The organism is Labrenzia sp. THAF191a (assembly GCF_009363335.1).
Lineage (GTDB): Bacteria > Pseudomonadota > Alphaproteobacteria > Rhizobiales > Stappiaceae > Roseibium > Roseibium algicola.
This window is the reverse complement of record NZ_CP045333.1, coordinates 5,338,728-5,352,378: the sequence shown is the minus strand read 5'-3', so window position 1 is coordinate 5,352,378 and position 13,651 is coordinate 5,338,728. Positions and strand designations below refer to the sequence as shown.

The 13,651-nt window shown below is 58.3% G+C and carries 11 protein-coding genes; 6 read left to right on the top strand and 5 right to left on the bottom strand.

The window, feature by feature from the left end; genetic code table 11:
- Window positions 1-6: 6 nt before the first annotated feature.
- From FIV05_RS24600 to FIV05_RS24590, 3 genes are read right to left on the bottom strand one after another with little or no spacing between them, the layout of a single operon-like run.
- Window positions 7-1,284 (bottom strand): TRAP transporter large permease, encoded by a 1,278-nt coding sequence (locus FIV05_RS24600; RefSeq protein WP_152511326.1) that lies wholly within the window; start codon window positions 1,282-1,284, stop codon window positions 7-9.
- Between the two features lie 13 nt (window positions 1,285-1,297).
- On the bottom strand, window positions 1,298-1,885 hold the full coding sequence (locus FIV05_RS24595; protein WP_173013934.1) for a TRAP transporter small permease: 588 nt from the start codon (window positions 1,883-1,885) through the stop codon (window positions 1,298-1,300).
- 17 nt (window positions 1,886-1,902) lie between these two features.
- Complete coding sequence (locus tag FIV05_RS24590) at window positions 1,903-2,880, bottom strand: sialic acid TRAP transporter substrate-binding protein SiaP (protein WP_152511325.1); 978 nt, start codon at window positions 2,878-2,880, stop codon at window positions 1,903-1,905.
- 236 nt (window positions 2,881-3,116) lie between these two features.
- Here FIV05_RS24590 and FIV05_RS24585 point away from each other — a divergent pair, with 236 nt between their 5' ends.
- The 6 genes from FIV05_RS24585 (at window position 3,117) to FIV05_RS24560 (ending at window position 9,911) form a co-directional block, all read left to right on the top strand.
- Entirely contained in the window at window positions 3,117-3,887 is a 771-nt protein-coding gene (locus tag FIV05_RS24585) for a GntR family transcriptional regulator (protein WP_152511324.1), read from the top strand.
- Window positions 3,888-4,684: 797 nt separating this feature from the next.
- Window positions 4,685-5,938, top strand: a complete 1,254-nt coding sequence (locus tag FIV05_RS24580; RefSeq protein ID WP_022997635.1) for an ABC transporter substrate-binding protein — start codon at window positions 4,685-4,687, stop codon at window positions 5,936-5,938.
- Between the two features lie 179 nt (window positions 5,939-6,117).
- A complete protein-coding gene (locus FIV05_RS24575) occupies window positions 6,118-7,032 on the top strand; it encodes a sugar ABC transporter permease (protein WP_023000238.1) in 915 nt (304 codons plus the stop codon).
- Window positions 7,033-7,045: 13 nt separating this feature from the next.
- Window positions 7,046-7,885 (top strand): carbohydrate ABC transporter permease, encoded by an 840-nt coding sequence (locus FIV05_RS24570; protein ID WP_023000237.1) that lies wholly within the window; start codon window positions 7,046-7,048, stop codon window positions 7,883-7,885.
- Window positions 7,882-8,916: a Gfo/Idh/MocA family oxidoreductase gene (locus FIV05_RS24565; protein ID WP_152511323.1), complete on the top strand. Its 1,035-nt coding sequence runs from the start codon at window positions 7,882-7,884 to the stop codon at window positions 8,914-8,916. Before FIV05_RS24570 ends, FIV05_RS24565 begins: the two co-directional genes overlap by 4 nt.
- A complete protein-coding gene (locus tag FIV05_RS24560) occupies window positions 8,913-9,911 on the top strand; it encodes an ABC transporter ATP-binding protein (RefSeq protein ID WP_062489227.1) in 999 nt (332 codons plus the stop codon). The genes FIV05_RS24565 and FIV05_RS24560 overlap by 4 nt, the downstream gene beginning before the upstream one ends.
- A 314-nt stretch (window positions 9,912-10,225) precedes the next feature.
- On the opposite strand, the gene FIV05_RS24555 is transcribed toward FIV05_RS24560, so the two are convergent.
- Window positions 10,226-11,659, bottom strand: a complete 1,434-nt coding sequence (locus tag FIV05_RS24555) for an NAD(P)(+) transhydrogenase (Re/Si-specific) subunit beta (protein WP_023000234.1) — start codon at window positions 11,657-11,659, stop codon at window positions 10,226-10,228.
- 12 nt (window positions 11,660-11,671) lie between these two features.
- Window positions 11,672-13,255, bottom strand: a complete 1,584-nt coding sequence (locus tag FIV05_RS24550; protein WP_055659157.1) for a Re/Si-specific NAD(P)(+) transhydrogenase subunit alpha — start codon at window positions 13,253-13,255, stop codon at window positions 11,672-11,674.
- Between the last annotated feature and the right edge of the window lie 396 nt (window positions 13,256-13,651).

The window sequence follows — 13,651 nt, the reverse complement described above, 5'->3', positions numbered from 1 at the left end:
TTGCGCCTACCGAAAGACCAGTGTCGGCAGCCACATCGAAAAGGCCGGAACGAAGGTCAGCAGCAGCAGCACCGTGATCAGCGGGACGAGGAAGGGAGCCGTTGCCGTCACGCATCGCTCGAAAGGCACTTGCGCCACTTTTGAAAGCACGTAAAGCACCATGCCGACAGGCGGCGTCAGAAGGCCGATCATCAGGTTCAGGATCATGATGATCCCGAAATGCACCGGATCGATACCCAGGCCGACAGCTACCGGAAGCAGCACCGGCGTCAGAATGGTGATGGCGGCGATTGTTTCCATGAACAGGCCGATCACCAGCACGATCAGCGTGATGATCAGTAGCAGAACGACCTTGTTGTCCGTCAATGCCACCATCAGCTCGGAAAAGTGGCGTGCTGTCTGATTGGCCGTCAGGATCCAGGCGAAAATCGTGGAGGCGGCCACGATCAGCATGATGGCTGCGGTAGTCTCCACCGTCTCGAAGGAAACCTTGAGGATCTTTCTGAAATTCAGCGTCCGATAGACGCCGACACCCAGAAAAATGCACCAAGCGACGGCGGCGATCGCCGCTTCCGTCGGAGTGAAAATACCGAACATGATGCCGCCGATAATGATCGTCGGTGTCATGAGGGGAAGCAGGGCATGGAGAAAGGTCTGGCCAAGCCGCGAAAAGCGGAAATTGAGATCGCGCGGATAATTCCTCTGCCGGGAGTACCAGGCAACCATCACCATCAGGGCCAGTGCCATCATCAGGCCGGGAACGATGCCGGCCATGAAAAGCTGTCCGATGGAAGCGTCCGCGATGACGCCGTAGATAACCAGCGGCAAAGACGGAGGAATGATCGGCCCGATAGTGGAAGAGGCAGCTGTGATGCCGACCGCAAAATCCGTATCGTAGCCACTGTCCCGCATGGCCTTGATCTCGATGTTGCCGAGACCGCCCGCGTCCGCCACGGCGGCCCCTGACATGCCGGCAAAGATGACACTCGCGCCGACATTCACGTGACCCAGTCCGCCGTGCATCCAGCCGACCGCCGCGCGGGCGAAGGCAAAGATGCGGGTCGTGATGCCTGCAGAGTTCATCAGGTTGCCTGCAAGAATGAAGAAGGGAACCGCGATAAGCGGAAACGAATTAATGCCGTTGACCATGTTTGCCAGCACGATCATCGGCGGCAGGCCTTCCATCAGCACGAAGGCGAGCGAGGCAAGGGCGAGGGCGGCTGCAACCGGCACCCCGATGATCATCAGGGCGAACAGCAGCATCATCATGAACAGGACGGCCATCGGCGAAAACTCTTCAATCGGTTGGCAGGTGGTCGTCCAGCGAGCGGACGAGGTCTTCGGGGCTTTGGCGAAGGCGGCGCCACAGCCAGATGGCCGAGTAGAACGCCATCAGTCCGAGAGCGACGACGCAGATCGTGTAGATCCATGCCTTCGGGATTGGCAGGGAAATCATCTTCTGCCGGGTTTTCTGGGTCAGTTCGATACCGATCCAGGTCATGGAAGCGAAAAAGCCGAGCGTGATCGTCTGGGACAGAACAGTCAGAGCTTTCGCAAGACGCGGCGGCACCATGCGCATCAGAAACTCGAGCGTGATATGCGCACCACGCCGGGTCGCGGTGATTGCGCCAAGAAAGCAGACCAGGATCAGCAGATAACGGGCCACTTCCTCGGTCCACGCGAGGGAATCGTTCAGCACATAGCGAGTGAAGAACTGGAGGAAAACGACCACGGCAAGGACCCAGAAGACCAGAATGCCGGGGGCATCGATCCATTTGAGCGCGCTGAGGTCGGTTTCGGTCTCGTCAAAGTGAAGCAGTTCGGGCGCGCCGTCTGCGCGCCCTTGCTCCGTTTGTGCGGTGGCCTGTTTCGTTTGGTCAGCCACGGCATCGTTGCTTTGCGTCATTGAGCGAGAGCCTGCATCCGCTCGTAGTGTTCCTGGGTATAGGGAACCTTGGATTCATCGGTCAGGATCGGCTCGACAGCAGCCTGAAAAGCGGCCTTGTCGACTTCGTTTATCTGGATGCCCTGATCAACGAACCACTGCACAAGATCCTGTTCCGACTGATAGATCTCGTCCGCATTCTGCGCGGCGGCTTCCTTCAGAACAGCGTCCACGGTGGCCGCATCGTCACCAAGCTGCCCCATCGCGTTTTCGGAAACGACGATGATCAGCGAATTGCCGATATGGCCGGTCAGATTGATGTTGGACTGGACCTCGTAGAACTTCTTGAACTTGATCGTCGGCAGAGGGTTTTCCTGGGCGTCGACAACGCCCTGCTGCAACGCCAGATACACTTCGGAAAAGGCGATCGGTGTCGGGTTGGCGCCAACCGCATTCGGGAACAGCACCATCAGCGGCGAATCCGGCACGCGGATCTTCAGACCCTTCATGTCGTCCGGTTTGGTGATCGGGAACTTGGATGTCACATGGCGGTAGCCATACCAGGTGATGGCCATCACCGTGTGACCGGTCGCTTCCTTGTAGCCATTGGAAAGGTCGCTGAAGAGGTCACTGTCCCGATAGGCCTTCCAGTGATCATAGTTCTTCAGCATGAAGGGATAGTCGGAAATGGCGATCGGACCGTAGTCGCGTTCGGCGAAGTTGGGCCCGGTATAGATCATGTCGACGGACCCGATGGTCAGGCCTTCATTGATCTCTGCTTCCTTGCCAAGTGACGAGGCCGGGTAGACCGAGATGGTCACGCGGCCATCCGTTTTTTCCTTGATCTGGTCTGCGGCCCACAGCGCCCATTTGTGGTAGCTGGATCCTTCCTCATAGACATGCGCCCATTTCAGGTCCGCGGCCCAGGAATGTCCAGCCAGGGCAAGTGTCATCGCGGCGGCCAGAAGGCCGCGCTTCATCGTTCTTCCAATCATGTCTGTCCTCCCGTCGGCCGGGGTCGAGCTCCTCCACTCAATCGGCCTATCTTGTATAACTGGTATACAAGTTATTTTACGTATATGACATATTGTAAGAATGCAAACGAATTCGGCTGGTCATCCCTTTGCTGGATTGCTAGTAAACCGGAAAAGAGGGGGAGAAACTGTAGAGATTCGAAGCAGATAGGCTCCGTTAAGCTGCATCTTCGAACCTCTTGGTTTCAGGAAAGACGATGGCCGTATCACTGGATGAAACGCCTTCTGCCGGAGGCAAGACGCGCAAGCCGAGAGCGAAAAATGCACCCCCACGCGGTGCTGCTTCCGGGACCGCCAGACGGGCGGCCCGCAACTCGGAAATCGTCTACCAGGACCTGCGCAACGCGATCATAAATGTCACGCTGCCACCCGGATCGCCGCTGGCGGAAAAAGACCTGACCGAAAAATACGGCATCAGCCGAACACCGGTTCGCGAGGCGATCTTGCGGCTGGCGGAAGAGAACCTTGTCGACGTTTTCCCGAAGTCCGGCACTTTCGTTGCCAGGATCCCCGTTTCCGAATTGCGCGAGGCCATCGTCGCGAGGAAAGCGCTGGAGGAAGTCTGCGTTCGCGAAGCCACGATGAAGGCGAGCAAGAGCCAGTTGATGGGGCTGCGGGCGATAGTCCAGCGCGAGCAGGAACTGGCCGACAAAGGCGACGAACAGGCCTTCCATGAGGCGGACAATGCCTTTCATTCCGGTATCGCCGCAGCCAGCGGTTACCCGGGCATCTGGAATATGATCGAGAAGATCAGGCTGCAGGTGGAGCGCTATCGCAGGCTGACGCTGCCGCAGGAAGGCCGGATGCAGCTGATCGTCGGCGAACATGCCGCTGTTCTGGAAGCGATCGAAAATGGCGATGCAGATGCGGCGGTTGCCAATATGAACAACCATCTCAACAAGCTGCAGATCGATATCGACACCTTTCAGGATCTGTGGCCCGACTATTTCCTGTTCGACAAGGATTAGGCCTGCCCGGTTGGGGCGCTGCCCTGATCGGCAAAGGATGGCAGTTAGGGCAGGTGGTAACGTGGTGGCGTGAGCCGGTGCGACTGTTGCGCTCCGGGAAGAGCGAGTTGTTTGGGCTGTACTGTGGAAGACGCAGCGGTACAGGCGGCATCCGCCATTTCTTTTTCAATCGCAACCATTCAAGTGCGCTGTTGCCCGGGTCGGTTTCGGAAAACGGGTCTGGGTGTAGAGGCCAGTTTCAAGTGGCAGGTTCTGATTTCTTTTAAAAAACAGATTGTTATGCCTGATCTCTGAAGCGGGGCCTCGACTGAACAGCTCCCGCGACCGTGCAGGACAGGCATGTGTGGAAACCAGCTCGCACGAGGGCCAAAACATTTGTTCCGGCTGGAGTAATGCCAGTTATTTACAAGACAATACCGGACAGGCGGAAATCCGCCGGGTTTCGGCGTTTGCTGAACGTGGCGAAACAATACCTCTGAGCCTGAAAGGTCGAAAAAATAAATCCAATATAATACCAATAAGCTGCGCGAATGGGCGATTCGGCCTGTGAAAAATGATTTTCACGATTTCAAACTAATAGGTCGACAAGTGGTATCAAATAGGTATTATATGAAATGAGCAGGAGGGCTGAAGCTCTCCGGCGCATATTGTTCTGTATCTGGCGGTAAAACAAAAACGCGAATGGCAACGGAAGGTCCCATTAGGGCCGGCCGCGCCGGGAAGCGGGACGGGCTCCAACGCCGTGAGCGGACAATTTTGAACGTCCAGCAATGGATGGAACTTTTCGGAGGTGTCTTATGAAACGCAATATTCTAGCTCTGGCGATGGCCAGCACTGCGCTCTTTACGTCGACGGCTTTTGCTGAAGATGTCACGCTGACGATCGAAAGCTGGCGCAACGACGATCTGGCGCTGTGGCAGGAAAAGATCATTCCGGCTTTTGAAGCCTCGCATCCGGGCATCAAGGTGAAATTCACCCCGTCCGCACCGACAGAATACAATGCCGTACTGAACTCCAAGCTTGATGCCGGCTCCGCGGGCGACCTGATCACCTGCCGTCCGTTCGACGCCTCCCTGGCGCTTTATGATGCCGGACACCTGGCGGATCTGTCCGACATGGACGCCATGAACAACTTCTCAGACGTTGCCAAGGCTGCCTGGCAGACGGACGACGGCTCGGCAAGCTTCTGTGTGCCGATGGCTGCCGTGATCCACGGCTTCATCTACAACAAGGATGCTTTCAACGAACTGGGCATCGAAGTCCCGACGACCGAGGAAGAGTTCTTCGCCGCTCTCGACAAGATCAAGGAAGACGGCACCTATATCCCGATGGCCATGGGCACCAATGACCAGTGGGAAGCGGCCACCATGGGCTACAACAACATCGGCCCGAACTACTGGAAGGGTGAGGAAGGCCGCAAGGCTCTGATCGCCGGCGAGCAGAAGCTCACTGACGAGCAGTGGGTTGCTCCTTACGCCACGCTGGCAAAATGGGCACCTTACCTTGGCGATGGCTACGAGGCCCAGACCTATCCGGACAGTCAGAACATCTTCACGCTTGGCCGTGCAGCGGTCTATCCGGCCGGCAGCTGGGAAATTTCGGGCTTCAACACCCAGGCCGATTTCGAAATGGGTGCTTTCAAGCCGCCGCTCCGCAACGCTGGCGACAAGTGCTACATCTCCGATCATACCGACATCGGCATCGGCATGAACGCCAAGACCGAACATCCCGAACAGGCCAAGGAATTCCTGGCTTGGGTGGCTTCTCCTGAATTCGCCACCATCTTCGGCAACGCTCTGCCGGGCTTCTTCCCGCTGTCCAAGACGCCGGTTGAACTGGAAGATCCGCTTGCGAAGGAATTCGCCAGCTGGCGCGGCGAGTGTGAAAGCACCATCAGGTCCACCTACCAGATCCTGTCCCGCGGCACGCCGAACCTGGAAAACGAAACCTGGGGCGCATCCGCTGCCGCTATCAAGGGTACGGAAACGCCTGAGGCACTTGGCAAGAAGCTGCAGGACGGTCTGGCGAGCTGGTACGAGCCGCAGAAGTAATCTGCACGAATGACAAACGGTTCCCTGGCGGTGTTCGCATCGCCCGGGAACTCTGGACCTGGACAGGCCTCTGTCTGCCCAAGGGAAGTCTATATCCCGGGCAGACTTCTGCCTGCCCCAGGGACGTCTATATCCCGGGCAGGCGTCTGCTTGCCCGGGGCATTTGACCGGAGCTTTTTATGAGCAGGCCTCGCTTCCGCTGGCATATCGTCGTGTTCCTGGCCCCAGCGGTCCTTGTATACACGGCCGTGATGATCTTTCCCCTCTTCAACACGCTTCGTCTTGCCCTCTACAGCAAGATTGACCAGGAGCGCGTCTTCGTGGGGCTGCAGAATTTCACCACGCTTCTTGGCGATCCGCTCTGGTCGGATCAGTTCTGGAACGCGTTGGGGAACAATTTCTGGTTCTTCATCATTCATATGCTGGTTCAGAACCCGATCGGCATCGCCCTGGCGGCCATTCTCAGCCATCCGCGACTGCGCTTTGCGGCCTTCTACCGCTCGGCGATCTTCATTCCCACAATTCTGTCCTTCGTGATTGTCGGTTTCGCCTGGAAACTGATCCTGTCGCCGATCTGGGGCATCGCTCCGTCCATGCTGGATGCCGTCGGTCTGAAGTTCCTGTTCGCGCCCTGGCTCGGCAAGGAAGAGTACGCACTGACCACGTTGTCGCTTATTTCGGTCTGGCAGTTCGTGGGCATCCCGATGATGCTCATCTATGCCGCGCTGCTGTCCATTCCCGAAGAGATACTGGAAGCTGGCGAAATTGACGGCATCACCGGCATGTCGGCCTTCTGGAAGATCAAGCTGCCGCTGATCCTGCCGTCCATCGGCATCATTTCGATCCTGACCTTCGTCGGCAATTTCAACGCCTTCGATCTGATCTATACGGCACAGGGAGCACTGGCCGGACCGGACTTCTCGACCGATATTCTCGGCACCTTCATGTACCGCACGTTCTTCGGATTCCAGCTTCAGCTGGGCGATCCCTACATGGGTTCGGCAATCGCAAGCGCCATGTTCGCGATCATCCTGATCGGCGTCTGTCTCTACCTCTTCGGCATCCAGACCCGGATGCGCAGATATCAGCTGTAAGGGAGGTCGTCACATGAACAAGGCGCGTACCAACCCGCTCAACACCGCCGCCATGCATGGCGCCCTGATCCTCTATACGCTGATCGCGCTGTTCCCGGTCTTCGTGATCCTGGTCAACAGTTTCAAGACCCGCAAGGCGATCTTCAGGGAACCGCTGGCGCTGCCGGACGCCGAAAGCTTCTCGATGATCGGCTACCAGACGGTCATGAAGCAGGGGGATTTTTTCCTCTACTTCCAGAACTCCATGATCGTCACTGTGGTGTCCTTGACCTTCATCCTGCTGTTCGGGGCAATGGCGGCCTTTGCCCTGAGCGAATACCGCTTCAAGGGCAACATGCTGATGGGCCTTTATCTGGCACTCGGCATCATGATCCCGATCCGGATCGGCACCGTGGCCATTCTGGAAATGATGGTTGCCACCGGTCTGGTCAACTCGCTGATGGCGCTGATCCTGGTCTATACGGCGCAGGGGCTGCCGCTGGCTGTCTTTATCCTGAGCGAGTTCATGCGGCAGGTGTCAGATGACCTGAAGAACGCCGGACGTATCGACGGGCTTTCGGAATACACGATCTTCTTCCGCCTTGTGCTGCCGCTCGTGCGCCCGGCGATGGCGACGGTCGCCGTCTTCAACATGATCCCGATCTGGAATGATCTGTGGTTCCCGCTGATCCTGGCGCCTGCTGAAGAAACCAAGACCCTGACCCTGGGCAGTCAGGTGTTCATCGGCCAGTTCGTTACCGACTGGAATGCGGTCCTGTCCGCGCTTTCGATGGCGATCCTGCCGGTGCTCGTTCTTTACGTCATCTTCTCACGCCAGCTCATTCGCGGCATCACCTCGGGAGCTGTCAAATGATCCGGGTTCTGATCGTCGGCCTTGGCAACATGGGACTTTCCCACGCCCTGGCTCACCACAATCATGCGGACGCCGAGATCGTCGGTCTCGTCAACCGTTCCGGCCAGGTGACCCATCCGGATCTTGCCGGCTATCCGGTGTTCACGGATTACGCGCAGGCGCTGGACACGACCAGACCGGAGCTGGTGGTGATCTCCACCTATTCCGACACCCATGCGGATTATGCGGTTGCGGCGATGCAGGCAGGCGCTCATGTATTTGTCGAAAAACCGCTGGCGACAACCGTGGCTGATGCAAAGCGGGTGGTCGCTTGCGCCGGGGAAACCGGCCGCAAACTCGCGGTCGGCTATATCCTGCGGCATCATCCGTCCTGGGTACGGCTGATTGAGGAGGCGCGGGGGCTCGGCGGACCATACGTCTTCCGCATGAACCTCAATCAGCAGAGCTCGGGAGCGGAGTGGGAAACCCACAAGGCCCTGATGCAGACGACTGCTCCCATCGTCGATTGCGGTGTGCATTATGTCGATGTCTGGTGCCAGATTACCGATGCCGAACCCGTGAAGGTGCACGGCATGGGGCTGCGGCTGTCCGACGAAATCGGCCCGGACATGTACAACTACGGCCAGTTTCAGGTCTTCTTCGACGATGGCTCGGTCGGCTGGTACGAGGCCGGGTGGGGGCCGATGATGTCCGAGACCGCCTTCTTCGTGAAGGATGTCGTTTCGCCCGCAGGCTCCGTTTCGATAGTCGAGGACGACAAGGGCGCATCCGCTGATGTTGACGGCCACACCAGGGTCGGCGGGCTTCTGGTCCATCGCCCGGAAGGTGACCGGCGCATCGATCTGCCGGGTGAACCCGGCCATCAGGAACTTTGCGACGCCGAGCAGGCTTTCATGCTTCGTGCGATTTCGGAAAACATCGATCTCAACCGGCACATGCTGGATGCCGTCCGGTCGCTGGCAATTTGCCTTGCCGCCGACGAGAGCATCCGCACCGGTCACTCAGTCATGCTAAAGGAGCTAACGCCATGACGGCGCTAACCCTGACCAACGTCAACAAGTCGTTCGGCAACGTCCATGTCCTGAGGGACATCAATCTCGAAGTGGAAGACGGCGAGTTTGTCGTCTTCGTCGGACCGTCAGGGTGTGGCAAGTCCACCTTGTTGCGGGTGATCGCAGGCCTTGAAGACGTCTCCTCCGGTGAGGTCAGCATCGGCGGGGAGATCGTGAACACGACGCCGCCGTCCAAACGCGGCATTGCCATGGTGTTCCAGAGCTACGCGCTTTATCCGCATTTGAACGTGCGCAACAACATGACACTGGCGCTCAAGCAGGAAAAGCAGAGCAAGCAGGTGATCGACCAGCGCGTTGCCGAGGCGACCCGCATGCTGAACCTGGAGGACTATCTCGACCGCTATCCGTCGGAACTCTCTGGTGGCCAGCGCCAGCGTGTTGCGATCGGCCGGGCCATCGTGCGCCATCCGAAACTGTTCCTGTTCGATGAACCGCTGTCCAACCTGGATGCAGCGCTGCGCATGAACACAAGGCTGGAGATTGCCAACCTGCACCAGCAGCTCAAGACGTCGATGATCTATGTGACGCACGACCAGTCCGAAGCCATGACGCTGGCCGACAAGATTGTGGTCCTGCGCGCTGGCCGCGTCGAGCAGATCGGCAGCCCGATGGAGCTTTACAACAATCCGGTCAACCAGTTCGTGGCTGGATTCCTCGGTTCGCCGGCCATGAATTTCATGCCCGCAAGCCTGGTCAGTGAAGGCGATGCCCGCACGTTGGGAGTGCGCCCGGAAGACCTGTTCCTGAGTGACCAGGGGCAACTGAAAGCATCTGTGCAGCATGTGGAACAGCTCGGCGGCGACACCAACGTGATCGCGAAGGTGCAAGACCAGCAGATCACTGCACGGCTCTTCGGCCAGCACGAGATCAAGCCGGGTGCTGAGTTGAGTTTCGGAATCGCGGAAGGCAAGTCGTTCTATTTCGACAAGGACGGCGCCCGCCTGCGCGGGTAGCACACTTCTTTTAGAAACAACACAAAGGCCACCTGGAGATATTCAGGTGGCCTTTGTTTTTAGGGCCGTCATTCCGGACAAGTAAGGCGAAGCCGGTCGCCGATCCGGAATCCAGAGATACTCGTGCCGAAGGCACACCGAACCGAAATTGAAGAGCAACGGTGTTCGCTGCGCTCACGCTGATATCTGGATTCCGGATCTGCGTGCAACAGCGGTTGCACTTGTCCGGAATGACGGTGGAGGGGCGGGGCTCTGCCATTAAAAAAGCCGCCCCGGTCTCCCGGGACGGCTTCTCGATATCTCGTCGTTCAGCCTTAGCCGATCTGGGTCAGCAGCTTGTCGAGGCTGGCCTTGGCGTCGCCATAGAACATCCGGGTGTTCTCCTTGTAGAACAGCGGGTTCTCGATGCCGGAGTAACCGGTGCCCTGGCCGCGCTTGGAAACGAAGACCTGCTTCGCTTTCCAGACTTCCAGAACCGGCATGCCGGCGATAGGCGAGTTCGGGTCTTCCTGGGCAGCCGGATTGACGATGTCGTTGGAACCAATGACGATCACGACATCCGTTGACGGGAAGTCCTCGTTGATCTCGTCCATTTCCAGAACGATGTCATACGGCACCTTGGCTTCGGCCAGGAGCACGTTCATGTGGCCGGGAAGGCGGCCTGCGACCGGGTGGATCGCGAAGCGCACTTCCTTGCCCTTGGAGCGCAGGCGCTTGGTCAGTTCGCTGACCGACTGCTGTGCCTGGGCAACTGCCATGCCATAGCCCGGAACGATGATGACGCTGTCGGCATCTTCAAGAGCCGCAACAACACCATCGCTGTCGATGGCAATCTGTTCGCCTTCCACTTCCATGGCCGGACCGGTGGTGTTGCCGAAGCCGCCGAGGATAACGGAGACAAACGAGCGGTTCATCGCCTTGCACATGATGTAGGACAGGATCGCACCGGAAGAACCGACGAGCGCGCCGACGACGATCAGCAGATCGTTGCCAAGCGAGAAGCCGATGGCGGCCGCGGCCCAGCCCGAATAGGAGTTCAGCATAGACACCACCACAGGCATGTCGGCGCCGCCGATGCCCATGATCAGGTGGTAACCGATGAAGAACGCCAGCAGCGTCATCAGAACCAGCGTCCAGATGCCGGCCCCGTTCAGGAACATCAGCAACAAGATGACGCTGAGTGCAGCCGCACCGGCGTTCAGCATGTGGCCACCAGGCAGTTTTTCCGCCTTGGAGGTCAGCTTGCCGGCCAGCTTGCCGAAAGCGACGACAGAGCCGGTGAACGTGACGGCACCGATGAAGACGCCAAGGAACACTTCAACCTTCAGGATCGACTGTTCGATCGGGGTCTTGTGCGCCAGGATGGCGGCGAAGCCCTCAAGCGCATTGCGCTCCTCCTCGCCCATCGCCAGTACGTTGCCGAGCTCGATATAGGCATTGTAGCCGACGAACACGGCGGCCAGACCCACGAGCGAGTGCATGGCTGCAACCAGCTGGGGCATTTCGGTCATCTGGACGCGCTGCGCCACGAAATAACCGATAATGCCGCCGGCAGCGATCAGGATGAGGGAGAGGAGCCACAGGCCGGAGCCCGGACCGATCAGGGTGGCGACAACGGCCAGTCCCATGCCGGCGATACCGTACCAGATGGCGCGCTTGGCGCTTTCCTGGCCGGAAAGGCCTCCCAGAGACAGGATGAACAGAACAGCCGCAACAACGTAAACGGCGGTCGTGAAACCGAATTCCATCTGCCGGCCTCCTTAGGATTTCTGGAACATGGCGAGCATGCGCCGGGTGACGAGGAAACCGCCGAAGATGTTGATCCCGGCCATGAAGACGGACAGGCCTGCCAGCAAGATGACCAGGAACGATCCGGATCCGATCTGCATCAGCGCGCCGAGAATGATGATCGACGAAATGGCGTTGGTGACAGCCATCAGCGGCGTGTGCAGCGAGTGACTGACGTTCCAGATCACCTGGAAACCGACGAATACCGAGAGCACGAAAACGATGAAATGCTGCATGAAGCTGGCCGGGGCGATGAGGCCCACCAGCAGCAGAAGCAGACCACCGACCGCCAGCAGGGTCACCTGCTGCTTGGTCTGTGCCTTGAAGGCGGCAGTTTCCTGCGCACGCTTTTCTTCCGCCGTCAGTTCCTTCGGCTTTTCCTTCGATTTCGCCGCAATTGCCTGCACCTTGGGAGGCGGCGGCGGGAAGGTGATCTCGCCTTCATGGGTCACGGTCGCGCCACGGATGACGTCGTCTTCCATGTTGTGAACGATCTGACCATCCTTCTCTGGCGTCAGGTCGGTCAGCATATGGCGGATGTTGGTGGCATAAAGCGTGGACGATTGAGCGGCCATGCGCGAGGGGAAGTCGGTATAGCCGATGATCGTGACACCATTTTCGGTGACGACCTTCTCGTCCTTGACCGTTCCTTCCGCGTTGCCGCCGCGTTCAGCGGCAAGATCGACGATGACCGAGCCCGGCTTCATGGCCTTGACCATGTCTTCCAGCCACAGCTTTGGTGCGTCCCTGTTCGGGATCAGAGCCGTGGTGATGACAATGTCCATCTCCGGAGCCAGTTCCCGGAATTTTGCAAGCTGGGCTTCGCGGAACTCTGGCGAGGAAACGCTGGCATAACCGCCGGTCGCAGCGCCATCCTGCTGTTCTTCTTCAAAATCCAGATAAACGAATTCGGCGCCCATCGATTCGACCTGCTCGGCCACTTCCGGGCGCACGTCGAATGCATAGGTGATCGCGCCGAGCGACGTGGATGTGCCGATGGCCGCAAGACCCGCGACGCCTGCTCCCACGACCAGTACCTTCGCAGGCGGTACCTTGCCGGCAGCAGTGATCTGGCCGGTGAAGAAACGGCCGAAATTGTTGCCCGCCTCGATAACGGCGCGATATCCGGCGATGTTGGCCATGGAGCTGAGAGCATCCATCTTCTGGGCACGCGAGATACGCGGCACCATCTCCATGGCAATGACGCTGGCGCCCGATTCCTTCGCCTTTTCCAGCCCGTCGGTGTTCCCACCCGGGTTGAAGAAGGAAATCAGGGTCTTGTCCTTTGTCAGATAGCCCAATTCCTTGTCATCGGGCTGCCGGACCTTGGTTACGATGTCCGATTTCTTCCAAAGACTTGCGGCAGTCTTGACGATTTCAACGCCGGCTTCTTCATAAGCCTGGTCGGAAAATCCTGCGGCGGTCCCGGCTCCGCTTTGCACAAGGCAGGAGAAGCCAAGCTTCTGCAGCTGCTTTGCGGATTCGGGTGTCATCGCCACACGGTTCTCCCCGGGGAAGGTTTCCTTTGGTGTGCCGATCTTTAGGGCTTCTGGCATACGTCTCTCCAGCAAGTGTCGAGGAATTGGCCTCTGGTAAGGGCAAGTTGGCCGGATTGACTAACAAACTCCCCCCGTGCGTCCTGTCCCTCACAAACGTGCTGCGAATTTAGAAACGAAAATATTACTTATGACAAGGTGTCTTGCGATTGAATTTGGAGGGTATTACCGCACTGCACAGTGAGAGCAGCGCGATATAAATTTCACGGGATTTACAAAATAGGGGTATCGGAAACTGTGGGAGAGGGCATTCGGCAGTCGGAATACTCAAATAGGGCCCGGAATTAGTAAATTTTCCCGGCCCTATACACATATCAAGGCAAAATGACCAAAGACTGGTCGTGCGTAAAACCCCGGTAGCGGTTCCTGGGGAAAGAGCCGCTGCCGGACGAAAAT